At 61.5% G+C, this 26,003-nt stretch carries 22 protein-coding genes and 1 tRNA gene; 10 read left to right on the forward strand and 13 right to left on the reverse strand.

Translation table 11 applies throughout. The annotated features are described in order from the left end of the window. Positions 1-129 precede the first annotated feature (129 nt). The 3 genes from carB (at position 130) to RSO67_RS13140 (ending at position 4,875) form a co-directional block, all read left to right on the forward strand. Positions 130-3,594 carry a carbamoyl-phosphate synthase large subunit gene (gene carB, locus RSO67_RS13130; RefSeq protein ID WP_315843816.1) on the forward strand — a complete coding sequence of 1,155 codons (3,465 nt, stop codon included), beginning with the start codon at positions 130-132 and terminating at the stop codon, positions 3,592-3,594. Positions 3,595-3,791: 197 nt separating this feature from the next. Further along, the gene (gene greA / locus RSO67_RS13135; protein WP_068728727.1) at positions 3,792-4,268 is read left to right on the forward strand and encodes a transcription elongation factor GreA; all 477 of its coding nucleotides are present in this window, start codon (positions 3,792-3,794) and stop codon (positions 4,266-4,268) included. Between the two features lie 202 nt (positions 4,269-4,470). Beyond that, a complete protein-coding gene (locus tag RSO67_RS13140) occupies positions 4,471-4,875 on the forward strand; it encodes a DoxX family protein (RefSeq protein WP_315843817.1) in 405 nt (134 codons plus the stop codon). A gap of 70 nt (positions 4,876-4,945) precedes the next feature. On the opposite strand, the gene RSO67_RS13145 is transcribed toward RSO67_RS13140, so the two are convergent. Beyond that, positions 4,946-5,425 (reverse strand): Lrp/AsnC family transcriptional regulator, encoded by a 480-nt coding sequence (locus tag RSO67_RS13145; RefSeq protein ID WP_315843818.1) that lies wholly within the window; start codon positions 5,423-5,425, stop codon positions 4,946-4,948. Between the two features lie 261 nt (positions 5,426-5,686). Between RSO67_RS13145 and trxB the strand changes: the two genes are divergently transcribed. Both trxB and RSO67_RS13155 read left to right on the forward strand, forming a co-directional pair. After that, positions 5,687-6,652, forward strand: coding sequence for a thioredoxin-disulfide reductase (gene trxB, locus RSO67_RS13150; RefSeq protein WP_315843819.1), 966 nt, complete (start codon positions 5,687-5,689; stop codon positions 6,650-6,652). A 32-nt stretch (positions 6,653-6,684) separates the two neighbouring features. Further along, positions 6,685-7,578, forward strand: coding sequence for a LysR family transcriptional regulator (locus tag RSO67_RS13155; RefSeq protein WP_089266250.1), 894 nt, complete (start codon positions 6,685-6,687; stop codon positions 7,576-7,578). Positions 7,579-7,830: 252 nt separating this feature from the next. Here the strand turns inward: RSO67_RS13155 and RSO67_RS13160 are convergent, their stop codons facing one another. Next, a complete protein-coding gene (locus RSO67_RS13160; RefSeq protein WP_315844243.1) occupies positions 7,831-10,086 on the reverse strand; it encodes a heavy metal translocating P-type ATPase in 2,256 nt (751 codons plus the stop codon). A gap of 175 nt (positions 10,087-10,261) precedes the next feature. Between RSO67_RS13160 and RSO67_RS13165 the strand changes: the two genes are divergently transcribed. Both RSO67_RS13165 and RSO67_RS13170 read left to right on the forward strand, forming a co-directional pair. Next, positions 10,262-10,537 carry a metal-sensitive transcriptional regulator gene (locus RSO67_RS13165; RefSeq protein WP_089266249.1) on the forward strand — a complete coding sequence of 92 codons (276 nt, stop codon included), beginning with the start codon at positions 10,262-10,264 and terminating at the stop codon, positions 10,535-10,537. A gap of 270 nt (positions 10,538-10,807) precedes the next feature. Next, complete coding sequence (locus RSO67_RS13170) at positions 10,808-13,198, forward strand: EAL domain-containing protein (protein ID WP_315843820.1); 2,391 nt, start codon at positions 10,808-10,810, stop codon at positions 13,196-13,198. 69 nt (positions 13,199-13,267) lie between these two features. Here RSO67_RS13170 and RSO67_RS13175 read toward each other — a convergent pair whose 3' ends face one another. The 3 genes from RSO67_RS13175 to RSO67_RS13185 all read right to left on the reverse strand — a co-directional run bounded on the left by RSO67_RS13175 (position 13,268) and on the right by RSO67_RS13185 (position 14,950). Then, positions 13,268-13,948 (reverse strand): ParA family protein, encoded by a 681-nt coding sequence (locus RSO67_RS13175; protein WP_315843821.1) that lies wholly within the window; start codon positions 13,946-13,948, stop codon positions 13,268-13,270. Positions 13,949-14,157: 209 nt separating this feature from the next. Further along, positions 14,158-14,529: a hypothetical protein gene (locus RSO67_RS13180; protein WP_315843822.1), complete on the reverse strand. Its 372-nt coding sequence runs from the start codon at positions 14,527-14,529 to the stop codon at positions 14,158-14,160. Between the two features lie 169 nt (positions 14,530-14,698). After that, complete coding sequence (locus tag RSO67_RS13185) at positions 14,699-14,950, reverse strand: hypothetical protein (protein WP_315843823.1); 252 nt, start codon at positions 14,948-14,950, stop codon at positions 14,699-14,701. Between the two features lie 267 nt (positions 14,951-15,217). On the opposite strand from RSO67_RS13185, the gene RSO67_RS13190 reads away from it, so the two are divergent. After that, on the forward strand, positions 15,218-15,865 hold the full coding sequence (locus tag RSO67_RS13190; protein ID WP_315843824.1) for an SGNH/GDSL hydrolase family protein: 648 nt from the start codon (positions 15,218-15,220) through the stop codon (positions 15,863-15,865). A 30-nt stretch (positions 15,866-15,895) separates the two neighbouring features. Here RSO67_RS13190 and RSO67_RS13195 read toward each other — a convergent pair whose 3' ends face one another. The 4 genes from RSO67_RS13195 to RSO67_RS13210 all read right to left on the reverse strand — a co-directional run bounded on the left by RSO67_RS13195 (position 15,896) and on the right by RSO67_RS13210 (position 17,693). Beyond that, a complete protein-coding gene (locus RSO67_RS13195; RefSeq protein ID WP_315843825.1) occupies positions 15,896-16,126 on the reverse strand; it encodes a hypothetical protein in 231 nt (76 codons plus the stop codon). 264 nt (positions 16,127-16,390) lie between these two features. Beyond that, positions 16,391-16,467 (reverse strand) — tRNA-His (locus RSO67_RS13200). A 151-nt stretch (positions 16,468-16,618) separates the two neighbouring features. Beyond that, positions 16,619-17,053 (reverse strand): phasin, encoded by a 435-nt coding sequence (locus RSO67_RS13205; protein WP_116663246.1) that lies wholly within the window; start codon positions 17,051-17,053, stop codon positions 16,619-16,621. A 268-nt stretch (positions 17,054-17,321) separates the two neighbouring features. Further along, entirely contained in the window at positions 17,322-17,693 is a 372-nt protein-coding gene (locus RSO67_RS13210) for a phasin (RefSeq protein ID WP_115033036.1), read from the reverse strand. Between the two features lie 366 nt (positions 17,694-18,059). Here RSO67_RS13210 and RSO67_RS13215 point away from each other — a divergent pair, with 366 nt between their 5' ends. Further along, entirely contained in the window at positions 18,060-21,320 is a 3,261-nt protein-coding gene (locus RSO67_RS13215) for a PAS domain-containing protein (protein WP_315843826.1), read from the forward strand. A gap of 15 nt (positions 21,321-21,335) precedes the next feature. Here RSO67_RS13215 and RSO67_RS13220 read toward each other — a convergent pair whose 3' ends face one another. Beyond that, the gene (locus tag RSO67_RS13220; protein ID WP_315843827.1) at positions 21,336-22,544 is read right to left on the reverse strand and encodes an NnrS family protein; all 1,209 of its coding nucleotides are present in this window, start codon (positions 22,542-22,544) and stop codon (positions 21,336-21,338) included. Positions 22,545-22,568: 24 nt separating this feature from the next. Next, the gene (locus RSO67_RS13225) at positions 22,569-23,012 is read right to left on the reverse strand and encodes a pseudoazurin (RefSeq protein ID WP_315843828.1); all 444 of its coding nucleotides are present in this window, start codon (positions 23,010-23,012) and stop codon (positions 22,569-22,571) included. A 153-nt stretch (positions 23,013-23,165) separates the two neighbouring features. Here RSO67_RS13225 and RSO67_RS13230 point away from each other — a divergent pair, with 153 nt between their 5' ends. After that, entirely contained in the window at positions 23,166-23,873 is a 708-nt protein-coding gene (locus tag RSO67_RS13230) for a Crp/Fnr family transcriptional regulator (RefSeq protein WP_315843829.1), read from the forward strand. Between the two features lie 5 nt (positions 23,874-23,878). On the opposite strand, the gene RSO67_RS13235 is transcribed toward RSO67_RS13230, so the two are convergent. Next, positions 23,879-25,213 (reverse strand): ATP-binding protein, encoded by a 1,335-nt coding sequence (locus RSO67_RS13235; protein ID WP_315843830.1) that lies wholly within the window; start codon positions 25,211-25,213, stop codon positions 23,879-23,881. Beyond that, positions 25,210-25,875: a response regulator transcription factor gene (locus RSO67_RS13240; RefSeq protein ID WP_089266246.1), complete on the reverse strand. Its 666-nt coding sequence runs from the start codon at positions 25,873-25,875 to the stop codon at positions 25,210-25,212. The genes RSO67_RS13235 and RSO67_RS13240 overlap by 4 nt, the downstream gene beginning before the upstream one ends. Positions 25,876-26,003: the final 128 nt, after the last annotated feature.

Consider the following 26,003-nt stretch of genomic DNA (forward strand, 5'->3'; position numbering starts at 1 on the left):
AAGACAGCCGCGCGCGAGGATCGGCCTATGGCTCCCTGAGGGGTCAATGGCTGGTTTGGCGCCCGGGCCCGAGGGACGCGCGTATGCGCGCCCTTTTTTTGTGCCGATTTGTCACCACCGCGAGTTTAAATGCCAAAACGCACCGACATATCCACCATCCTGATCATCGGCGCCGGTCCTATCGTGATCGGCCAGGCCTGCGAGTTCGACTATTCGGGCACACAAGCCGTCAAGACGCTCAAGGAAGAGGGCTACCGGATCGTTCTGGTCAATTCCAATCCGGCCACCATCATGACGGACCCGGAACTGGCGGACGCGACCTATATCGAGCCGATCACACCCGAGATCGTCGCCAAGATCATTGAGAAGGAGCGCGGTGACCGCTCCAAGGGTTTTGCGCTGCTGCCGACCATGGGCGGCCAGACCGCGCTGAACTGCGCGCTGTCGCTGCGCCAGCAGGGCACGCTGGAGAAGTTCGACGTCGAGATGATCGGCGCCACCGCAGAAGCCATCGACAAGGCGGAAGACCGCCAGCTGTTCCGCGAGGCGATGACGAAGATTGGCCTGGAGACGCCGAAGTCGCGGCTCGCCAACGCATCCGCGCTGAAGAAGCAGTATCGCGAGCAGCACCAGGCCGAAAAAGCCAAGCTGACGGGCGACGCGCTGGCCGAGCACGAGCGCCAGTGGGTGTTGCATGAAGGCGACCGCCGCAAGCGTTATCAGGAGCACGCTCTCGGCCAGGCGCTGATGGCGCTGTCTGAAATTGGTTTGCCCGCGATCATCCGCCCGTCCTTCACCATGGGCGGCACCGGCGGCGGCATTGCCTATAACCGCGAAGAATTCCTCGACATCATCGAGCGCGGCCTCGACGCGTCTCCGACCAACGAAGTGCTGATCGAAGAGTCAGTGCTCGGCTGGAAAGAGTACGAGATGGAAGTCGTCCGCGACAAGAAGGACAACTGCATCATCATCTGCTCGATCGAGAATCTCGATCCGATGGGCGTGCATACCGGTGACTCCATCACCGTCGCGCCGGCGCTGACGTTGACCGACAAGGAATACCAGATCATGCGCGACGCCTCGCTGGCGGTGCTGCGCGAGATCGGCGTCGAGACCGGCGGCTCCAACGTGCAGTTCGGCGTCAATCCTGCCGACGGCCGCATGGTCGTGATCGAAATGAATCCGCGCGTGTCGCGCTCGTCGGCGCTGGCCTCGAAGGCCACCGGCTTCCCGATCGCCAAGGTCGCGGCAAAGCTTGCCGTCGGCTACACACTCGATGAAATCGCCAACGACATCACCGGCGGCGCAACTCCTGCGTCATTCGAGCCGACCATCGACTATGTCGTCACCAAGATTCCCCGCTTCGCCTTCGAGAAATTCCCGGGCGCATCGCGCACGCTGACGACATCGATGAAGTCGGTCGGCGAAGTGATGGCCATCGGCCGTACATTCCAGGAGTCGCTGCAGAAGGCGCTGCGCGGACTTGAAACCGGCCTGACCGGTCTCGACGAAATCGAGATCGAGGATCTCGGCCGCGGCGACGACAAGAACGCGATCCGCGCTGCCCTGGGTACACCGACGCCGGACCGTCTGTTGCAAGTCGGCCAGGCCATGCGTCTGGGCTGGACCGATGAGGAGATTTTCAACTCCTGCAAGATCGATCCGTGGTTCCTCGCCGAGATGCGTGGCATCGTCGAAATGGAAGCCAAGGTGAAGGCCAATGGCCTGCCCGCCAACGCCTTCGGCATGCGGACGCTGAAGGCCATGGGCTTCTCCGACGCGCGCCTCGCCGTGCTCGCCGGCAAGACCGAGGCCGACGTCAAGGCACTGCGCCGCTCGCTCGATGTGCGCCCGGTGTTCAAGCGCATCGACACCTGCGCTGCCGAATTCGCCTCGCCGACCGCTTACATGTATTCGACCTATGAGTCGTCCTTCGCAGGCGCCTTCGCAGACGAGAGTCAGCCATCCGACAAGAACAAGGTCATCATTCTTGGCGGCGGCCCGAACCGTATCGGCCAAGGCATCGAGTTCGACTATTGCTGCTGTCACGCCTGCTTCGCGCTCGCCGACGCCGGCTACGAGACCATCATGGTCAACTGCAATCCGGAAACCGTGTCGACCGACTACGACACGGCGGATCGCCTGTATTTCGAGCCCCTGACTGCCGAAGACGTGCTCGAGATCATCGACACCGAACGTCAGAACGGCACGCTGCATGGCGTGATCGTGCAGTTCGGCGGCCAGACCCCGCTGAAGCTCGCGCGCGCGTTGGAAGCCGCCGACGTGCCGATCCTCGGTACCTCGCCGGATGCCATCGATCTTGCCGAAGATCGCGATCGCTTCAAGCGCATCCTCGACAAGCTCAAGCTGAAGCAGCCAAAGAACGGCATCGCCTATTCGGTCGAACAGGCCCGCCTCGTCGCAGCCGATCTCGGCCTGCCGCTGGTGGTGCGTCCGTCCTATGTGCTCGGCGGTCGCGCGATGCAGATCATTCGCGAGGAAAGCCAGCTCGGCGATTACCTGCTCGGCACGCTGCCAGAGCTGGTGCCCGGCGACGTCAAGGCGCGCTATCCGAACGACAAGACCGGCCAGATCAATACGGTGCTCGGCACCAATCCGCTGCTGTTCGATCGCTATCTGTCGGATGCCATCGAAGTCGACGTCGACTGCCTGTGCGATGGCAAGGATACCTTCATCGTCGGCATCATGGAGCATATCGAGGAAGCCGGCATTCACTCCGGCGACTCGGCCTGCTCGCTGCCGCCGCATTCGCTCGACGACGACATGATCGCCGAACTCGAACGCCAGACCCGCGACATGGCGCTCGGCCTCGACGTGGTCGGACTGATGAACGTGCAGTTCGCGGTCAAGGATCGCGACATCTACGTGCTTGAAGTCAATCCGCGCGCGTCGCGCACCGTGCCTTTCGTTGCCAAGGTGATGGGCATGCCGGTGGCCAAGATCGCCGCGCGTATCATGGCCGGCGAGAAGCTCGCCGACTTCAAACTCAAGAAGCGCAAGCTCGATCATGTCGGCGTCAAGGAATCGGTCTTCCCGTTCGCGCGCTTCCCCGGCGTCGATACGGTGCTCGGCCCGGAGATGCGCTCCACCGGCGAAGTGATGGGTATCGATCGCTCGTTCGAAATCGCCTTCGCCAAGAGCCAGCTCGGCGGCGGCACCCGCGTGCCGCGCAGTGGCACCGTGTTCGTGTCCGTGCGCGAAAGCGACAAGACGCGCATTCTCGATGCCGTGAAGCTGCTCTCGTCGAACGGCTTCAAGGTGCTTGCGACGTCGGGAACCCAGCGCTTCCTGGTCGACAACGGCGTCCCCGCCGAGAAGATCAACAAGGTGCTGGAAGGCCGGCCGCACATCGTCGATGCCATCACCAATGGCGAGATTCAGCTGGTTCTGAACACCACCGACGGGCCGCAGGCCCTGGCCGACAGCCGCTCACTGCGGCGGGCTGCCCTCTTGCATAAAGTACCGTATTACACCACTCTTTCGGGTGCCGTGGCGGCCGCGCAGGGCGTCCGGGCCTATCTGGGCGGGGACCTTGAGGTCCGCACATTGCAGAGTTACTTTTCCGAAGCCTGAATTCGGGCGGACTGCAGGTCCGACGAGATCAGCTGGGCAAGGCACGACCGGAACTCACCGGTCGCGTCTTGTTTTGTTTCGGCACTCGAAGCCGGCGTCTGAACTGGCTGCAAGCGCAGCCAAGCCGACATCTTGCAGAACGAAATGGTTTCATGCGCGCGCCGCCGCGTGCCGCATGATGTTAAAGGACGAAGAGAATGGTTGAGAAGGTCCCGATGACAGCAGGTGGCTACGCTGCGCTGGAGGTCGAGCTGAAGGAACGTCAGTCGGTGCACCGTCCGCGGATCATCGAGCAGATCGCTGAAGCGCGCTCCCATGGCGACCTCTCGGAAAATGCCGAGTATCACGCCGCCAAGGAAGAGCAGTCGCATAATGAAGGCCGCATCAGCGATATCGAAGACAAGCTCGCCCGCGCCGATATCATTGATATCTCGAAGCTGTCCGGCGACACCATCAAGTTCGGCGCGACCGTGACGCTGATCGATGAGGACACCGAGAAGAAGGCGGTCTGGCAGATCGTCGGCGAGCCCGAGGCTGATGCCAAGAAAGGTCGTATCTCGATTACCTCGCCACTGGCGCGTGCGCTGATCGGCAAGAGCAAGGGCGCATCGGTCGAAGTCGTCGCTCCCGGCGGGGCCAAGGCGTATGAGATCACAAAGGTCGAGTGGCGCTGATCGACAGCGCTCAACGCGAAACAAGAAAGCCGCGCATGATGCGCGGCTTTTTTTATTGTCCCCTGATTGCGGTATCCAGCCATCGCTACTCACGGAAACTTCTGGAATACTTCCACAGCTCACGTGTTTTCACACGAGAGTGACCAGCATTTTGCATTGCAGTAATGCTAGAAACGATGGTCATCACAGGGGGACTAATGACATGGACCAAGCCTTCGCTAAATTTCAGCCTGCTGCACTAAGCCTTTTCCGCTTCATCACCGGCCTGCTGCTGCTGCAGTATGGCATCGCCAAGATCTTCAAATTTCCGGTTCTGCCCTATTTCGCGAATATTCCGCCGTTGATCCAGGTCGCGGCATGGCTTGAGCTCGTCGGCGGTGCGCTGCTGCTGCTCGGCCTGTTCACGCGCCCGGTTGCGTTCATCCTCGCCGGTGAAATGGCTTTCGCTTACTTCCTCGGCCACATGTTTAAAGGCGCGGATCCAGTTTTCCTGCCGCTGCTGAACGGCGGCACCGCTGCCATCCTGTTCTGCTTCTCCTGCCTCTATCTTGCGACGTCAGGCGGAGGCCCGATCAGCCTCGACGCGATAATGCGCAAGAAGAGCTAAGCTCGACATCACGGCAATAAAAAAGGGCGCTCACCGCAAGGTGGGCGCCCTTCGCTTTTAGCAACGCGGTCTAGTCCGCGGTCTTCAATTCCAGCGGCACCGCGGCAGCGTATTTCGAGTTCTGCAAGACCAAGGACGTGCGGACGTTGCGGACATGCGGTGCAGCCGTGAGATGACCGACGAAATCCTGAAAAGTCGCCATATCAGGCGCCACACATTTCAGGATGAAGTCGATCTCGCCCGACAGCATCCAGCATTCCCGCACCAACGGCTCCTTGCGGACGAAATCCTCGAACGCCTTGAGATCGGCATCGGCCTGGCTCGACAGGTGGACCGAGGCGAACACCGTAACGTCGAAACCGAGCAATCGGGGATCCAGCAACCCGCGGTAGCCCTGGATGTACCCGGCCTCTTCCAGGGTCCGGACCCGGCGCAGGCAAGGCGGCGGCGAGATGCCAACGCGCTTGGCAAGTTCCACATTGGTGATTCGGCCGTCGGCCTGGATTTCGCTGAGAATTTTGAGGTCGATGTCGTCTAGGCTTTTCGGCACGCGGCGCGGATCCTGGCTGGTATTCAAAGAAACCGTTTGGACTCTCTTAGCGCAGGAGCCGCAACCTGCGCAATTTTATTGCGCGTGCATCGCAGAAATTAAGTGTCTCCGGGGGAAAAATTGCCGGGACGAATTGCAATTCTTGCATGGCTCGCCAGATATTCTAGACTAGCAGACAACAGTTTCGACGCCGCAGCGATGCGTTCGCCGGCACATTTCGCCTCAGCAATGACCAATTTCCCTTCAGAAAGGGACTCGACCATGGCCGCCCCCATCCATGCCAAAGTCGTCATCATCGGCTCAGGCCCGGCTGGCTACACTGCCGCTATCTACGCCGCACGCGCGATGCTCGAGCCCGTCCTGATCCAGGGGATCCAGCCCGGCGGCCAGCTCACCATCACCACGGATGTCGAAAACTATCCGGGCTTCGCCGACGTCATCCAGGGTCCCTGGCTGATGGAGCAGATGGAGAAACAGGCGCATCATGTCGGCACCAAGATCGTCACCGATCTGGTCAGTGACATGGATCTGAGCCAGCGTCCGTTCCGCCTGACCTGCGACAGCGGCGATGTCTATCTCGCCGAAACCGTGATCCTGGCCACCGGCGCGCAGGCGCGCTGGCTCGGCATCCCGTCGGAAGAGAAATTCCAGGGCGGCGGCGTATCCGCCTGCGCCACCTGCGACGGATTCTTCTATCGCAACAAGGAAGTGATCGTGGTCGGCGGCGGCAACACGGCCGTCGAGGAAGCTTTGTTCCTGACCAATTTCGCCTCGCAGGTCACCATCGTGCATCGCCGCGACCATTTCCGTGCCGAACGCATCCTGCAGGAGCGATTGTTCAAGCACCCGAAGATCAAGGTGGTCTGGGACTCGGCGCTCGACGAGATCTGCGGCACCGAAGGCCCGGCCAAGGTCACCCATGTTCGCCTGAAGAACGTCAAGACCGGCGCCATCACCCAGGTGCCAGCCGACGGCGTCTTCATTGCCATCGGCCACGCGCCCGCGACCGAACTCATCAAGGGCCAGATCAAGCTGAAGCCCTCGGGCTATGTCGAAGTGGCTCCGAATTCCACCGCAACCTCGATGCCCGGCGTCTTCGCCGCCGGCGACGTGGCGGACGAAACCTATCGGCAGGCGGTCACCGCCGCGGGCATGGGCTGCATGGCCGCCCTCGAAGCTGAGCGCTATCTCGCCGCGCATGCTCATGACCGCGCAGCGGCCGAATGATGATCAAACGAACCCGCGACGGATTTACAGATATGGACTGGGACAAGCTGAAGGTGTTTCACGCGGCAGCGGAAGCGGGGAGCTTCACGCATGCAGGCGAGCAACTGGGCCTGTCGCAATCGGCAGTCTCACGACAGGTGAGCGCGCTGGAGCAGGAGCTGGCGGTCTCGCTGTTCCATCGCCACGCCCGCGGCCTGATCCTTACCGAACAGGGCGACCTGCTGTTCCGCACCGCCCATGATGTGTTCATGCAGCTCCAGGCGGCCCGCGCGAAGCTGACCGACAGCCGCGAGCGGCCGAGCGGCGACCTCAAGGTGACCACAACCCCGGGCGTCGGCATCAACTGGCTGATCCCACGCCTTGGCGAGTTCACCGCGCTCTATCCGGAAATCCGCATTTCGCTGATCGTCACCGACGAGGAACTCGACCTGTCGATGCGCGAGGCCGATGTGGCCATCCGCACCCGCAAGCCGACCCAGCCGGACCTGATCCAGCGCAAGCTGTTCGCCATGGGATTCCACGCTTATTGCTCGCCGGAATATATCAAGCATTTCGGCACCCCGCGCACCCTCGACGAACTCGACGGGCACCGCATCATCATGCTCAGCGACGCCCAGGTGTCCCCGCACCTGCAAAATCGCAGCTGGCTGATCGATGCCGGGCGCAACGGCTCCGGCCCGCGCGAACCCTACTTCAAGGTCAACAACATTCTGGGCTTGATGCGCGCCTGCCAGCAGGGCTTGGGCATTGCAGCATTGCCGGACTACCTGGTCGAAGAAAACGATCGCCTGGTTCAGCTCTTCAGCGAGTCGGACTCGATTCAACTCGACACTTATTTTGTCTATCCCGAAGAGTTGAAGACGGTGGCCCGTGTGCAGGTGTTCCGCGACTTCATCGTCAGCAAGGCACAGCGCTGGCCGTCCTAACCCGCAATATTTCAGGGCAGATATGCCCACGCTTCCCAGCATGTCAGACATGCCAAGTGATGCGTTGCTGCATGCCACCTTCAGGGATCATACTTCTCAGACGCTGAGATTTTGCGCTGCGCATTTGTCCCCCTCCTCCAGTGGCGCGAAGTCTCAGTAATCCCTCTTGGAAGGTGATTGTGTCGGCCTCTCGAGGCCAATACCTCAGAGCCGGACTCGTTTGAGTCCGGCTTTTTTTGCGCCCGCGAATTGTCAGTCCAGCTTCACTTTCGCCAACCGGAGAGCATTCCCGATCACGCTCACCGAGGACAGCGCCATCGCGGCAGCACCGATCATCGGCGACAGCAGAATACCGAAAATCGGATACAGCACCCCGGCCGCGACCGGCACGCCCGCCGCATTGTAGATGAACGCAAATGTCAGATTCTGCCGGATATTGCTCATCACAGCCTTTGATAGTTCGCGCGCACGCACCAGCCCCATCAGATCGCCGGTCAGCAAGGTCACGCCGGCACTCTCGATCGCGACATCGGTCCCCGTGCCCATGGCGATACCGACATCCGCAGCAGCCAGCGCAGGTGCATCGTTGACGCCGTCGCCAACCATGGCGACCCGGCGGCCTTCGCCGCGCAAACGCGTGACCACGTCACTCTTGCGCTCTGGCAACACACCCGCCTCGACCTCATCGATACCCAGTGTCTTTGCCACGGCCTTTGCCGTCGTCGCATTGTCGCCGGTGAGCATGACGATCCGCAGGCCGTCGGCACGCAGCTTCTTCAACGCATCCTGCGCCGATGGCTTCACCGGATCGGCAATCGCCATTACGCCGGCAACGCTACCATCGATGGCAACGAAGATAGCAGTCGCACCGTTCTGCCGCGCCAGTTCGGCGACGCCGTCGGAGCGCGTCGTATCCACTTTCAATTCGTCCATCAGCATCGCATTGCCGAGCGCAACGCGCTTGCCATTGACCACACCCGACGCGCCTTTGCCGGATGGCGAGGCGAAGTCACTGGCATCGCTCAGCGCCACATTGCGTTGCTTTGCTTCATTGACGATGGCCTGCGCCAGCGGATGCTCGCTGGACCGTTCGATACTCGCAGCAAGTTGCAGAATGTTGCTTTCGTTGAAACCTTCCGCCGGCGAGATGCTCACCAGTTTCGGCTTGCCTTCCGTCAGCGTACCGGTCTTGTCGATCACAATGGTGTCGATGCTCTCCAGGCGCTCCAGCGCCTGGGCGTCACGCACCAGAATGCCGGCATGGGCGCCGCGACCGACGCCGACCATGATCGACATGGGCGTTGCGAGACCGAGTGCACAGGGGCACGCGATGATCAGCACGGTGACCGCAGCAACAAGCGCAAACGAGAACCGCGGCTCCGGCCCGAAGGTCGCCCAGGCGATGAATGCAATCACCGCTGCGGCCAGCACGGCCGGCACGAACCAGCCGGCGACACGATCCGCGAGACGCTGGATTGGCGCACGCGAGCGCTGTGCCTTGGCGACCATGTCGACAATGCGCGACAACATCGTATCGCGGCCGATCTTGTCGGCCCGCAGCACGAGGCCGCCGCTCTGATTGACGGTGCCACCGATGACGCGCGCGCCTTCGGCCTTGCTCACGGGCATGGACTCGCCGGTCACCATGGATTCATCCACCGATGAACGTCCCTCGGTAACGACGCCGTCGACGGGAATTTTCTCGCCCGGCCTCACCCGCAGCAAATCGCCGATGGCAATGGCGTCGAGGGCGACGTCCTCATCACCGTCCTTGCCAATGCGCCGCGCGGTCTTCGGCGCAAGCCCGAGCAGCGCGCGGATCGCACCTGACGTCTGATTGCGCGCGCGCAGTTCGAGCACCTGACCGAGCAAAACGAGCACGGTGATGACAGCAGCGGCTTCGAAATAGACCGCCACTGCACCGTGATGGTCACGGAACGCGTCGGGAAACAAACCAGGCGCGAAGGTGGCCACAACGCTGTAGACCCACGCCACGCCGGTACCCATGGCGATCAGCGTGAACATGTTGAGATTGCGCGTCACCACCGAGCGCCAGCCGCGTTCGAAGAACGGCGCGCCGGCCCACAGCACCACGGGCGTCGCCAGCACGAACGAGATCCAGTTCGACATTGTCGGCGACACCAGCTGCATCAGGCCGAGATGTGATCCCATCTCCAGCACGAAGACCGGCAGGGTCAGCGCCAGCGCGATCCAGAAGCGCCGGGTCATGTCGATCAGTTCAGGATCTGGCTTGTCGTCGAGCGAGACCTGCTCCGGCTCCAGCGCCATGCCGCAGATCGGACAGCTCCCGGGTCCTTCCTGACGGATCTCCGGGTGCATCGGACAGGTATAGATGGTGCCGGCCGGCGCTGGCGGGGCGGGCTCCTTCGGCTTCAGGAAGCTTTCGGGATCGGCGTTGAAGCGCTCGCGGCATCGGGCACCACAGAAGAAGTATTCATGCCCCTGATAGATCAGGCGGTTCTTGGCGGTCGCGGGATCAACGGTCATGCCGCAGACCGGATCGAGCACTTTGGCCGACGCAGCCTCGTGATGGTGACCATGCGAACAGCATGCGCCATGCGTGTGACCGGCATGGGCATCATGCCCCGTATGCGTGTGAGTTGTCTCTGCCACCGTGACCTCGCCTCTTGAAACCTATACCCTATGGGGGTATATGAACCTCATGCGCAGCGAGATCAAGACGTCCTGTTTAAAACGCCTCAAACGGATCGAGGGCCAGGTCCGCGGCCTTGCCGGCATGGTCGAGGCCGACCGCTATTGCATCGACGTGGTTACGCAGATCGCCGCGGCCCGCGCAGCCTTGCGGCGAGTCGAAGAGGAGATCCTGCGAGATCATGTTGCGCATTGCGTGGAGCACGCGATCTCGTCAGGCGACAAGGCCGATCAGCGTCGCAAGATCGCGGAGTTGATGGACGTGGTCAGCCGCGTCGACCGGTGACGGCTCACATCAACGATACGTCAGGCCGTTCGCGACAGGGTTGATCGTTGGTTATCATTTTTGCGCGGCAAAAGTGCAGCACGCAGCAGAGCTGCCGCATGGGTAGATAGGAATGCGCGAAAAGATACCAGTTTGCATTTCCGTAAGCATGCTGAGCGATAAAGCGGGGATGCGGTATGCTCATCCGCCAGGCGGTATTTACGTCTCCTTACGCAATTCCCCCTAGCTTCGCCCGCAATCGCGGCATTCCCGCCGTTGCGGTATCGGTTCATGTTGAAGGTCTATAATTGCATCGCGACGGCCCACGATCTGAAACTCGTGGTGCTCGCAGCCCTCATCTGCGCGCTTGCATCCTTCGCTGCGGTCAACCTGTTGCGCCACGCTCGCGGATCGGGCGGCCAGATGCGCGGCATATGGTTGATGGTGTCAGCGATCTCCATCGGCTTCGGAATCTGGGCAACGCATTTCGTTGCGATGCTGGCTTTCTCGCCAGGAATTCCAAGCGGCTACAATATCATTCTGACCCTCCTGTCGCTGGTCGCGGCAATCCTGCTGACCGGCGCCGGACTCGCGGTATCATTGCTGCCGAACTGGCGGCACGGGCCATGGCTTGGTGGCGCCATCGTCGCCGGCGGCATCGCCGCGATGCACTACACCGGAATGGCAGCACTCGAAATCCCCGGGGTTATCCTGTGGGATCCGGTGCTCGTCATCGTATCAATCTTGCTTGGTGCGCTGATTGGCGCAGCGGCTCTTCCCGTGGCTCTCTATGGCACCGAGGAGAAATGGAAAATCAGCGGCGCCGTGCTGTTGACGCTGGCGATCTGCAGCCACCATTTCACCGCGATGGGCGCGGTCTCGATCATCCCCGACCCCACCGTAGAAGTTTCCCAACTGGCCGTGCCGGCCGGATGGCTCGCAACCGGTGTCGCGCTCGCAAGCTTTGCCATCATCGGAATGGCGCTGGCCGGCATCATACTCGATATCCGTGACCGCCGACGCTCGGAGCTTGAGGCCGACCGTATGCTCGGCCTTGCCAATGCCGCGGTCGAGGGCCTGCTGGTCTGTGACGGCAGCGAAGTCGTCACCGTCAATACCAGCTTCGCCACTCTCGCAGGCTCATCCGCTACGAAGTTTGTCGGCACCAGGCTGGAAAGCTGTTTTCCGGAAGACATCTCGCGCAAGAAATTGCTCACTTACCCGAACCAGCCGATCGAAGCCAGCTTGCGCCATCGCGATGGCTCGGTGATTCCCGTCGAGGTGATCCTGCGACCGATCGATTTCGCCGGACGGCCACATCAGGTGATCGCCGTTCGCGACCTGCGGGCGCGCAAGAAAGCAGAACAGCACATCCGCTATCTCGCCCAACACGACGCACTGACATCGCTGCCCAACCGCGGCCATTTCAACGAACGGATCGATCAGGAAATCACGGCACTGACAGACGGCAAGAAGCTCGCCGTGCTCTACCTCGATCTCGACCGCTTCAAGGAAGTCAACGACCTGTTCGGCCATGCCGCCGGCGACAAGGTGCTGCAGACCGCAGCGTCACGTATCACGGCAATGCTCAGAAAAGGGCAGATGATGGCCCGCCTCGGCGGCGATGAATTCGCCATTCTGTTGCCGGGTCTGGCAAATGCCGACGCAGCAGGACGCCTCGCCGAGGAAATCCTCCAAACGCTGCGCGCGAAGGACGACGGCATCTCGAGCAGCATCGGCATCGCAGTTTGTCCCGACGATGCCACGGATCCGGAGACGCTTCTCAACCATGCGGACACTGCGCTTTATCGGGCCAAGACTGAGGGCCGCGCCACCTATCGCTTCTTCGAGGCCGAAATGGGCGAAGCGGTTCGCGACCGGCGAATGCTCGAGCACGATTTGCGTCACGCCATCGCCGGCAATCAGATGAAGCTGGCTTATCAGCCGCAAGAAGACATTCAGAACGGAACGGTCATCGGCTTCGAGGCGCTGCTGCGTTGGGCACATCCAGTACGCGGCAACGTGCCGCCCGATATCTTCATTCCCGTTGCCGAGGAAGCCGGCGCGATTCTCGACATTGGCGAATGGGTGCTGCGCACCGCCTGCCAGGAAGCCGCGAGCTGGAAGCAGCCACTCACTATCGCCGTCAACGTATCCGCAGTGCAGATCTATCACGACAATTTCGTCGCGATCGTCCATGAGATCCTGCTGGAAACGGGCTTACCCGCGCACCGGCTCGAACTGGAGATCACGGAAACCGCCCTGATCCGCGATTTCGATCGCGCGCTCTCCACCCTGCGCAGGATCAAGGCGCTTGGCGTTCACATCGCGATGGATGATTTCGGCACCGGCTATTCGTCACTGTCGAACTTGCGTGCCTTTCCATTCGACAAGATCAAGATCGACGGCTCGTTCATCAAATCGGTCAACACCAACAGCCAGGCAGCGGCGATCGTGCGGGCGGTGCTCGGTCTCGGTCGCGGATTGGGACTTCCCGTGCTAGCCGAAGGCGTTGAGACCGAAGCGGAGCTTCAGTTCTTGCGCGATGAGAGTTGCGACGAAGTCCAAGGCTATCTGCTCGGACGGCCCGCCCATATCGAGCATTTCCTGGACATCACCCAGGGCAAGACAACGAGGACAGCCACAGCGGCGATCGTTGAAGACTTAGCTGCCACGGCATAGCCGCAAACGACAAAAAACGCGCGAAGGTCTCGCGCGCTTTTTTCTGGGGTCAAAAGAGCAGAACGGCTATCAGGCCGCCTGCTTGTGCATCGCGCCGGTCGCCGATCCGTTGCCGCGAATAGCCTTGATCGAACGTTCGATCGCCGCCCACAGCTTCCCGATCTCGCTGGCTGCGCGACCTTCTGCCTGATATTCGCGGGCGCCTTCGCCGTTGCCAAGCGCGAGCAGGAGATCTGCACGGTTGGTGATCTGACCGGACCACACCGGAGCCTTGAACTTGGCGAGTGCTTCGCGGGCGATCGTCACGATACGGCTTTCGGAATCGTCACGGCGTGCGGGCGCACCATTGATGACCACCGCATAGGGCTTGCGGGCCGAACGGCAGCTTTGGATCGTGCTCTGCACAGCGTCGACGTCGAACACGCCGGGACGCGCAGGAATGATCACCATGGTTGCGTTCTTGATGGCATCGTCGACCACAGCCGATGTATTCGGCGGCGTGTCGATGAACACCCATTCAAAACCGTCACGCTTCGCGGCGGCAACCATTTCGGTCACGCTGCGATTTGCGATCTTCAGCGGCGGTTCATTTGTTCCCCGCAGCTTGTGCCACAGCGTCAACGAACCCTGCGGATCCGCGTCGATGAGCAAGCAAGGCTTCGTTGATTTATGAACTTGAGCAGCAAGATGTGCAGCCAGGGTACTCTTCCCCGAGCCGCCTTTACGCGATGCGAAAACTATGACGTTCATATGTTGGCCTCCAGATTGACCCCAGGAGGCGAAAATGAATCAGTCTGCTGATTCGTTAAAGTCATATTTACGCGTAATTCAAGGATATGTGCCTGATTTGTTTGGAATGTTGGTTTTTGAGTCACACAGTGCGGCGCAACAGGCCCGAAATGAGTCAGGTGTAGTACGCTTGTCGCCACTTTGTCGCACTCTGCTATCAAGTCAGACGCTCAAATCTTGCTATCAGCGCCGTTGGAACGCGTTGAGTCCGGGCCTTCGATAGCAATGCCCTTCGCGCGCTGACGTTCGATCCACTTCCGCTCAAGCCAACCGAGAAACTGCGCCACCGGTTTTTCCAGTGGCGGAATATCCTGTGCGATGAGGATGAGTCCGAGCGGCAACATCCAGAGGCCCAGCACGGGAAGAATGCTGAAAATGCCCCCGATAATGAGCAAAATGCCAAGCGGAAATCGAACGAGCTTCGACGAGGGCTTGCGCAACCAGCCTACAAATCTGGCGGGGCCGGGCGGAAGTTTGGTTTCGAACCATGCAAGGTGCCGATTGAGTTCGGCCTTGTAGTCGATATTGGCTTTACTGCTCAAAATGACGCTCCTCATCGTCCGGAGATGTTGCTTCGTGGCGTGATACCAACGTGTCAGTTTGTCACGGGTTCATTTTTTTGCCACGATCGACGGCATCACGGTGCAGCGACTCGGCGAGATCACGCCGTTCTGCACGTTGACTAAACGTTCACGTGAAAGCGAAGCCTGATCAGCTCGGACGCGTCGGTTTTTTCGTCCTTCGCGACTTGCCCGCGGGTCTGCGCGCGCTGGCCGGGGTTGCCCGGAAGAATTGCGCGCAGCCCGGGCTCAATTGCGCCCGCTTCTGGATCATGCACGCCGTCACGCGGTCGACATCCGGAATGGCTGCACTACAGAGCCGAAAGGCATCGCCGGTGCAAAGCTGTTGCTGATCCTCGGTATAGGCTTGTGACGGCGTCGCCGAGAACGACGCGCCGATCATGAGTGACATGGCAAGCGACCCGCTCAAAATCCCTGGACGTACCGGCATAGTCTCCCCCTGGTTGCACGTTATCGTGGGAGTGTCGGAGACGATTGCCAGCTTGGCAAGGCGAACGTGACGGGGATCGGACTTGCCTTCGCGCCGGCCCTGTAGTTTCTCCCGAACATCGCGGCGCCGTTGCCCCGTCGCGACCTCGTGCGAGAGACGGTCCAGGATGAACAGTGAGACAAAAGCGACACTCCGAACCTGTGCGGGCGGTTCACGATCATGAACTGGACCCGTATTGGCATTGTCGGATTCGTGGGATTGTGCGGCTGGGCGGCATGGCCCAAAGGGAATGACGCGACGCCGCCGCGCCCGCTTCTGATCAGGGCAGCATTGAAACAGGTCGATGATCCCGTCATCATCCTCGGCGACAGCATCGTCAAACGCGCAACCTTCCCCCGTGCCGTCTGCGGTCGGCCCATCGTCAATGCCGGAATCGACGGGTCGACGACATCGAGCGGTCTCGATGCCATGCTGACAAAAGCACTTGGCGGGAAGCAGGCCGCCATGGTCGTCGTCTCCCTCGGACTCAACGATGCTGCGGTCCCTGTGAACGCGGACTCATACAGGACCAACTATCTCGCTTTGCTCGCGGCGCTGAAATCCACGGCTCCACGAATGGCCATCGCGACCGTGACGCCTGCTGAAGCTGGCAAATCCGATAACGCGCGCATCAACGACCGGGCGATCGACAACTACAACGCGTTGCTGCCAACCATCGCCGGCGATGCTGGCGCGAGCCTTGTCACCATCCCGTCCATGCCGGCGAAATACACAACCGACGGCGTTCATCTGAATGATGCCGGCTATGCGATCTGGACCAAGGCGGTGCTCGGCGGGGTCAGCGAGGTCCTCTGCAAAGGCAAGTAACAGCGAAAGCGATCAACGCAGGAAACCGCATCAGGCCTCGTTGACGCCAACGCCGCGCTCGTCAAGGAGCTGCTGCCCTTTCAACGTGATCGCAAATTTCGGCGCCGCTGCCGGCTTGGCTTGATCGATCACCTCGACAAGCCCTTGGGCAATCAGCCCGTCAAGCACGGCACGTTTTTCGGCATTGAGATCGAGCCCGGAGGCACGCGCGATGTCGCACATCATCGCAATAGCGGTATTGCTGATATCAGCGTCGATCATGATTGCCTCCCGGTCGTTGGGAAGCCAACGGAACGATGGCAATCGAGTTCCACGACCGGCCTAGCGGAAGCACGCGGGCATTTGGGACGTCGAGTTGCCCGAAGGCGGGCTGTTTGTGCGGAAACCTTACAGCCCCGAGCAGATCGTGGGCACGCTGAATGATCTGACCGGCGCGCCGGCGTTACCGGCCCGACCCACGCGGTCAGACATTGCCGCAGCCCAAAGCAACGGCCACGTTCGAATCGGCTAAATGATTGATTTGTATGGTACAGTTGGGTGGTCTCGAACCACCGACCTCCTGCTCCACAAACAGGCGCTCTAACCAACTGAGCTACAACTGCATCCTGACCGGCCCCAAAATCAGGGGGTCCCGAACAGGCGGGAAACTAGGTGCAACGCATCACTTTGGCAAGGCCGCGATGATGATTTTTGGCGCAAACAAAAGCCCGGGCTTGCGGCCCGGGCTTTCGATTATTTGGCGGTGCGATCGGCTCAGGCGGCCGGCTGGAACAGCTTCGAAGCGCCGGTCTTGATCGGTTCGGCGGTCTCGGAGGCGATCTTCTGGCCGAGTTCGGCCAGCTGTTTGGTCTGACCGGTGAAGGTTTCAACCTGGCTGCGCGCAAAAGCGGTCCACAGCTCCATCGCCTGCGACGGCGACTTCACGCCGATCAGCGACTGGGCGAAGTCGAAGCCCGCATTGGTGTTGGTCTTGGCAATGTCGAGCAGCTTGGCCGAATATTCGGCAGCGCCCTTGGTGGCCGTGCCGAACACAGCTTCAACCGTGCTGTTATGGGTCTCGGCAGCGTCCTTGAACTTGGCATAACCCTCGCGCGCCTGCGAGACGCCCTTTTCGGCGAACGCGCGGACCTGCTCCGGCACCTGGAACGGGATAACGGAAGATGAGAACGGATCGGTCGATTCGGCCATAGCGTGCATCCTTCGTGGTGGGGGTGAAATCAATAAACCCGTGGAGGCTGCGGAAGGCACCGGTGCCTTTCATCAGCTGGCGGGAAACAGAGCGGCATCGCCATCAGCGATGCGTCATTGTGGTTACCGCAATATCATGTCGGAATTGTGCGACGCAACAGAATATTGCACCGCAGAATCGCATGAGACCCGGATCGAATGCGCGCCCACGTCATGGAACTCGCCAAATATCAACCATTGATTGCAGAACGGAGAGCGCAGAGGTCGGTCAGCTCTTGGGCTTGGCGGCGTCCATGGCAGCGCGGCTCATGATCTGGCCCATTTCGCTGGCCTGCTCTGCCAGCGACTTCATCTGCGATTGCACGTATTCGCTGTGGAGCCGCATGACGTCGCCCAGATCCTTGGCGTGCAGCAGCTGCTGGGCATAATCCAGCGACGCGGCGACGTTCTTCTCGGCATAAGCGATCGCCTTGGTGCTGACATCCTTGGCGCCGGCGCGCACGGTCTCACCGCGGTTTTCGATCGACGACGCCGTGCTCTGGGCGCTGGCCAGAAACTTCTCGAATGCCTGCTTGGCCTGGTCAAAGCTGGCTTCGGCCATTGCGCGCATTTCCTTCGGAATTTCGAATTGGTCGGTCATGTCCCGCTCCATTTTGCATTGACGAAGCCATCCACGGCACCGTCTCCCGTGTCGCCCACTGCAATCTAGCCGAGCTTGGCATCGCCGATGTGACGCGGCGTCCCGTCCTCGTCCGATCCCATCGTGGACCTTTGTTTTTGTTTTGCAACTGCCAACGCATGGCCCAGCCCCTCCGTTCGGCAGAATGCCGAACCCTCGGAGCGGATTAACGTTATTGCTGCTTTGGCCTGCTGGAATGGGCGGGGGACGTGGACCTGCGCGTCTGCGCGGGCGATACTAACGAATTATTAAGGATGCCATCGTTTGGCCCGCAATCTGTGACGCGGATACCGGACGGACGCCCAACGAGTCAGTCATGAAGTGCCGATGAACAATGCGGATTTTCAGTTGCGGGGCGTTGGCGATGCACGGCTGGCCGTACACGCCACCAGCAACCAGCCGGTTTGGCTGTGGTCGCGCGACGGCACCCGTGTGCTGTGGGCCAATCCGGTCGGCACGCGACTATTCGGCGCCCGTAATGCAGCGGACCTGTTTGCCAGGACTTTCGGACCCGCCGATACCCATCGCCGCCAGATAGCCCAGCTCAGCTCACGGCTGCCGGCCAGTGGCGCGATGCGGCTGGAGCGCCTGCGCGGCTTCGGCGCCCCGCTGGGCAGTCTGATGACCTGCGCCTGCTCGCAGCTTGAATTTCCCGATGGCGGCAGCGGCATTCTCGTTGTCGCAGCGGAGCCGCTCGGTGGCCGCGGCATGCCGCTGGTCGAACGGCTGCAAAATCTCGTCGAGGGAATCGACACTCCGATCGCCGCCTTTGCACGCGACGGCCTGTTCGTCGGCGCCAACGAAATGGCTCGGGCGCTGCTCGGCTTTCGCAATCTCTCGGATGCCGGCCTCGATCATGCGCGCGACGGCGCGCTGAAGGACGGCCGTATTGAAACGCCTATCGGTTTTGGCCGCATGGTACTGCAGCGCGTGGGCAGTGGCGCCGATGTCGGACTGGTGGCGCTGATTGCGCCGGGCGCTGTGCATCCGGCACCGAGCGAAGAAGAACTTGAGGCTCCAGCAGAACCGGAGGCCAGCGTTGAACCGCAGAGCGCCCTTGCGGAGCCGAGCGATCTGTTTGTCGAATTCGATCAGGCCCCCGGGGCAAAAGACTCGAGCGAAAACGCCATCGACATCGACGCTCCGATCGAGCCGGAAAACACCGAGATCGATCGCGACGTACATCTCGAAGAGGTGATCGCCGAAACCATCGCACATGCCGACGCACCGACTGGGACTGATGCGCAATCGCCCACCGTCGAAGCCGTTGCCGACCAACCTGCGTCCGTTGCGCTGCCAGAAATCGAACCGCGCACGACACCGCTCCGTTTCGTATGGCAGATCGACGCGGAGAAGCGTTTCACACTGAACTCTGACGAGTTCATCCACCTGATCGGCCCACGCACAGCGGCAAGCTTTGGCCACAAGTGGAACGATCTGACAGCCGAATTCAACCTCGATCCCGATAGCCACGTCGTCAAGGCGATGGCCACGCAGCAGACGTGGAGTGGCATCACGCTGCTCTGGCCGGTGGATGGCGGTGGCCGCCTGCCTGTCGAACTCTCTGGCCTGCCGCTGTTCGATCGCGAGCGCAATTTCACCGGCTATCGCGGTTTCGGTGTTTGCCGCGACCTCGATGGAATGACGCGGCTCGCCGAGCAGCGTCGACATGATCACATCGGCGATCCACCGCCCCGACCATTATCCGCCGATGTCGCGCAGGCCGGCCCTGTCGGCGACAGTCTCGATGAACCAATTGCCCTCACCACCAACCCGATACCAGAACAGACACCACCGCCAACCACACCGGACAGCACCGTGCAACCACCCGAGAACGTCGTGCCATTTCGACCAGGCGATCCCAGATCGCCGGCACTGACGCCTGTCGAGAACAGCGCCTTCAACGAGCTTGCGCGGCAATTGTCGGCACGGCTTGAGTCGGAAACGGGACTGATCACAAGCACGAACACACCCGAAGCGGACAGCGAGACGGACGATGCACCGACGGCTGTCCAGACCTTGTCTCAGCCAACTGAGGCGGCGTCACAGGCTGCCTGGCTGACAACGCCACCGGCTGCACCACGCGGCGAGATGATGCGCGACAAGGTGCTGCTCGACCTGATGCCGGTCGGCGTCCTGATCTATCGCCTCGATCGCCTGCTGTTCGCCAATCCTGCCTTCCTCGCCCGGATGAACTATCCGAGCCTGAACGCACTGGAAGAAGCGGGTGGCCTCGATGCGCTTTATGTCGGAGCTGATGTCTCTTCTGCGGCCAGTACCTCGGATGGCGGCACCGCCGTCACGATTTCAGGCGGCGACCAGTCCGGCAACGCAGTGCCCGCCGAAGCGCGCCTGTACACGATTTCATGGGACAACGAACTGGCGCATGCGCTGATTTTCTCTCCGCCCAAGGCAGAGCCTGTCGCCGCCCCTGTTACGATCGCTGCGCCCGTTGCGGACGCGCCATTGCCCGCTGGCCATATCGATGCCGAAGATCTGGCCACGATCCTCGATACCACGGCCGAAGGCGTCATCATGTTCGACGCCGAAGGCAACATCAATTCCTGCAATCGGAGCGCCGAGGCGCTGTTCGGCTATAGCGGCGAATTACTGACGCAGCGGAATGTGACCGACCTCTTCGCAGCAGAAAGCCGCCGCGTGGTGCAGGACTATCTCGCAAGCGTCAAGGAATCCGGCGTGGCCAGCCTGGTGGATCATGGCCGTGAGGCCCTGGGCCAGGTGCGCGCCGGCGGCCTCGTGTCGCTGTCGATGACCATCGGCCGCACGCGCACGGATGGACCGAACTTCTTTGCCGTATTCCGCGACCTGACGCAGACCAAGAAGACTGAAACCGAACTGTTGAACGCACGCCGTCAGGCCGATCGTGCGGCAACGGCCAAGGCCGATGTGCTGGCGCGGATCAGCCATGAGGTCCGCACGCCGCTGAATGCCATCATCGGCTTCGCGGAAGTGATGGTCGACCAGCGCTTCGGCCCGCTCGGCAACGAGCGCTATGTCGAATACATGAAAGACATTCGCGCCTCGGGTGAACGCGTCATCGCGATCGTCAACGATCTGCTCGATCTGTCACGCATCGAGACCGGCAAGATCGATCTCGCTTTCACCACGCAAAACCTCAACGAGATGGTGGAGCAATGCGTTGCGGTGATGCAGCCGCAGGCCAATCGCGGCCGCATCATCATCCGTACCTCGCTGGCGCATCTGCTTCCCACGGTCGTTGCCGACGCCCGCGCGCTACGACAGATCACGCTGAATCTGATCGGCAACTCAATCCATCTCGCCAATGCCGGCGGTCAGGTGATCGTCTCCACCGCATTGTCGGACTTCGGTGAGATCGTGCTGCGCGTCCGCGACACCGGTCACGGCCTTAACGACAACGAACTCGCCGCCGCGATGGAACCGTTCCGTAGCTCGACGCCGGCTGACTCTTCAGAGAGTTCTGGCGTCAGCCTGTCTCTGACCAAGGCGCTGGTCGAAGCCAACAACGCGCGCTTCCAGATCAAGACCGCTCCGAGCTCGGGCACGCTGATCGAGGTGGCATTTTCGAATGCGGCGGTGAAGGCCTGAGCGGCCTTCACCGAGTTAGCGACTGAGCGCCATCGCCGCGGCGGAACGGCGCGGCTTGCGATAGCCGATCAGCAGCGGACCGAATGAGACGGCGAAGCCGATAAAGGCTGCGACCCACGTCAATGCTGCAACATGGAGCAGCGGCAGACTGTAAGCCGGCTCGATCACGGCGCCGATCCGCGCCAGTGCCGCCACGATGACGGCAGCATAGATCATCAGCGTGATGCGTGAGGCATGCAGTGCCTGACCGGTATGGCCCAGTGTTGCCCGGCTCATGACAGCCAGCGTCATCACGCCAGCCGCGCCTGCCATCCATGCATGCAAGCCGGCGCTAGCCGCGACCCATCCTGCTGCCGCTGCGGCATTCAGCAGGAAGCCCAGCGGCACGAAAGCGTAACCAATATGCAAGATCAGCAGCAGGCCCTCGCGCGACGTACGATCGCCGGCCCAGCGCGCAAGACGCATGATGTGCAGCAAGCCGACCAGCGCGAGAACTGCCCCCGTTAGCTCGCCAAAGGGCCGCGCGATCCACGGCAACAGCGCGGCGGCGCTGACGGCAATGACAACCATATCGAAACGCGCGAACGGCACTGGCAGCCGACCGGGATTCTCGCGCACCAGCCAGTTGCGGGTGAAGCTCGGAATGATCCGGCCGCCGATCAGCGAGATCAGCAACACCACGACCGCGACGCCGATCCGGATGCTGATGTCTGCGACGCCAGCAAGATGAGCTTCAACATGAAAGGCGATGTTGCCGACCAGCAGGAAGGCGACGATGCCGACCACTGGCAGATTGCGCCAGTTGCGGCCCGCCGCGATCTCGCGGGTTGCAGCGGCAGCGACCAGCGTCAGGAAACTCACATCGACCAGCATCGCCGTGAGCCAGCCGGTATAGGCCGAAAACATCAGGCAAATCCGTCCGGCGATCCAGAGGACGACCAGCCCGAGCAACGGCAAGCCGCGGATCGGCAGTCGACCGGTCCAGTTCGGAATGGCCGTGAACAGAAAGCCGGTGACGACGGCCGACATGAAGCCGAACAGCATCTCGTGAATGTGCCAGTCGCGCGGCGCAAAACCGGTGGCCAGCGCCAGCCGGCCATGGAAGGCCGGCATCCAGATCAGAATTCCCAAGCCGGCATAACACGCACCGAGCAGGAAAAAGGGGCGGAAGCCGGCCGAGAGCAACGGCCAATCGGCGATGGAGCGAACACGAAGAAGCGTCATCGTTACTCTCCCGTTTGGGGCGTGTTACTTCGCGGCGACTTTCTCGAACAGCGCCGCGAACACTGTCTTGGCCTTGCCGGGATGGGTCACTGCCTTGGCTTCGGCCGCATTGGTTGGCGTACCGACCACCACCAGTCCCACCATGCCCATGCCGTAATGCGGCGCGCATTTCACGCCGTAGACGCCGGGCTTGTCGAAGGTCACCACGAGGTCCTGGCTCATCTTGCCGACGAACGGGGACGCATCGGCGGGCAACATGCCTTTGACCGATTCAACGCTGTGTGCCTTGTCGGTCGACACGAATTTCACGGTATCGCCGGGCTGCACATTGACCAGTGCGGGCTCAAACACCATTGCGGCCCCGTCGGCGCCCTTGTTGAGCATTTTGACCTCGACCTCCGCAGCGCCAGCGGCACCTGTCAGAGCGAAAAGGACGGCGGCGGTTGCAAGCATGAGAGCCTTGCGCATCGTATTTCTCCGTAAACTCCGGTCATTTCAGCCGGATGCGCCAAATTAGGCCTGCCGCCCGGCCTCGACATTGCGCCAGCGCAAACTTCCGCTTGATCGACGCCCGCAATCACGGTCTAGAAGTGGCCAGAACGGGAACTTGACGGAGAACGCATGTCGGCGGTCGACAGCTCCATGGTCGCGCATCTGCCGCTGTTCGAGAGTCTCGACACCGCAGCCTGCGAGGCGATCCTGCGCGAGGCGCATTCGATCCGCGTCCCGAAGAACAAGGTGATTTTCGAGCAGGGCGAGGACGTCCATTCGTTCTATCTACTGCTCCATGGCCATATCCGCGCGACCAAGATGACGCCCGCCGGCGAACAGGTGATCGTGCGCTATGTCGCGACCGGCGAGATCTTCGGGATCGGCCAGGCGATGGGGCTGACGACTTATCCGGCGACCGCAACGACCGTCGATGACAGCGTGGTTCTGGTGTGGCCCACCGCGGTCTGGACGCGGCTGGTTGCCGACTATCCCGCCCTCGCCGCCAACACGCTCAAGACCGTCGGTAGCCGGCTGCAGGAGGCTCATACGCGCGTGGTCGAGATGTCGACCCAGCAGGTCGAGCAACGCGTTGCTCATGCTCTGCTTCGGCTGGTCGATCAATCAGGCCGCAAGACCGCGCAAGGCGTCGAGATCGATTTCCAGTTGAGCCGGCAGGATATCGCTGAAATGACCGGCGCCACGGTCTTCACCGTGAGCCGCACGCTCAGCACCTGGGAACAGCGCGGGCTGATCGAAAGCAGCCGGCAGCGCATCGTGCTGCGCGAACCCGAGACATTGCGTGCGCTCGCTGATGCCGTTCCAGGTGACGACGCGTAGCGCGGTTACGCCGCTTCGAACTGCCTGACTTCGTTCGACACTTCTCCGAGTGGGATCGAGACAGCAGCCCTGACGCCCTGAGCATCGTCGCGGTTTGCAATATCGAGACCGAAGCCGTTACGATCCGCCGCCGTTCGGGCAATCGCCAATCCGAGCCCGGTGCCATCGATATCCATGGGCGCCGCACGGAAGAAGCGATCGTAGAGATATGGCACGGCGGATTCCGGTATTCCGCATCCGCTGTCGATCACCTCGATGACGAAATCCGTGCCTCGGCGCTCAGCCTTAATGCTGACCGCGCCGCCGGCGCGCGTGTAGCGCACCGCATTGTCGAGCAGGTTCGAGACGATCAGCCGGAGATCGGCGGCACGGACATTCAGTTCATCACGCGTCCCCGGTACGATCGCGAGCGAGACGCCCTTGGCCTCCGCGATGGACACGAAGCCGGACACCACCAGCCGCACGAAGGCCTCCGCATCGACGACTTCGGTTTCGCTTTCGATGCCGGCATCGGCGCGAACCATGGTCATCAACTGGTTGACCGAATAAGAGGCCCTCCGAATCCCGTCGAGCAGATCCTGCGCGATCTCACGCTCAGGCTCACTGAGCTCCCGTGCCCGCAGATTATCGATCTGGATCTGAAGCGCCGCGAGCGGCGTCCGCAATTCATGCGCCGCGTCAGACACAAAGCGGCGCTGGGTCTCCAGCGCGGTCTGATGTCGCTCGATCAAGGAATTCATGGCTGTCACAAGCGGGGCGACTTCGACCGGAACGCCTGTCAAGCTGAGCGCGTCCTTCGCATCGGCGCTGCGCTGGCCGATATCGGCCGACAGTGTTCCAAGCCCGGACAATACGCGCTTCACGGCCCACCAGATCATCAGCCACGCAATCGGGATGGCAACGACCAGCGGCACCGCAGCGCCCGCGGCCGCATAGGCGGCCACTTCTTCGCGCGCACTCCAGCGCTGTGCGACCTGGATCGCATGCGTCGCGTCGCGCGACCTGAACACGCGCCAGCGCTCTCCACCCGCGGTCACGTCGGCATAGCCGAGTTCCGACTGAAACAGGATATCGACCGAAGGGCCCGAACGGTGAATGAGCTGTTTCGACTGATCCCAGATCTGGATCACCAGTTGGTCTTCCAGTTCGGCATCGATCCGCGGCTCGATATCATGCCGGAACACCATGCCCGCCGTAAGCGCAACCTCGTGAAGAGCGTTGTCCTGGAAGCTGTTCACCTCATACTTGACGAAATAATAGGACATAACCGATGCGGCGACGCCGACGACAATGAGCAGACCCGTGACATACGTCATCACGGTCTTTCGCAACGACGTCATGCGCCCTCCTTGGTGACCATCCAGCCCGCACCACGGACATTGCGGACAATATCCTTGTCGAATTTCTTGCGCAGTCCGTGAATCAGAACGTCGACCGCGTTGCTCTGGACTTCCTCGCCCCAGCCGTAAATCCGGCTCTCGATCTGGCTACGCGACAGGATTTGCCCGGGCCGCTCCATCAAGGCCTGCAGCACCGCAAATTCGCGCACCGACAGCAGATGCTTGATATCGCGGAAGGTCGCCACCTGCGTCGATGGATCCAGCGTGATCTCCGCGGACGTCATGAGCGATACCACGCGACCATTGGCGCGGCGCGTGACTGCGCGGATTCGCGCGAGCAGTACCGGCAGTTCAAACGGCTTGACGATGTAATCGTCTGCGCCGAGATCGAGACCCGCCACCATGTCGGACACGCCATCCCGCGCGGTGATGATAAGGGCCGGCGTGGTCATGCCGGCTTTCCTTTTCGCCTTGAGCACGTCCAGACCGGACATCTTGGGAAGACCGATATCGATCAATGCGACCGCATATTCCGATCGGTCCATCGCGGCGAAGCCATCACGGCCATTGCGCGCCCAGTCGACGCTCATACCATTCTCGCTCAGGCCGCGCACCAGCGCCTTGCCGAACATGGCATCGTCTTCGATCAGTAGAACGCGCATTATTCAATCTCGTGCCTGCAGGACATTCGGAAGGCCAGTCAGTCAGACAACATCGGAGGCATCCCGATATTCCCTTATCCCAGGTGTCGGTGACTGCGGCGCTTACGCGCAGCGCTTGTCCAGTGACC

This window comes from Tardiphaga sp. 709 (assembly GCF_032401055.1).
Lineage (GTDB): Bacteria > Pseudomonadota > Alphaproteobacteria > Rhizobiales > Xanthobacteraceae > Tardiphaga.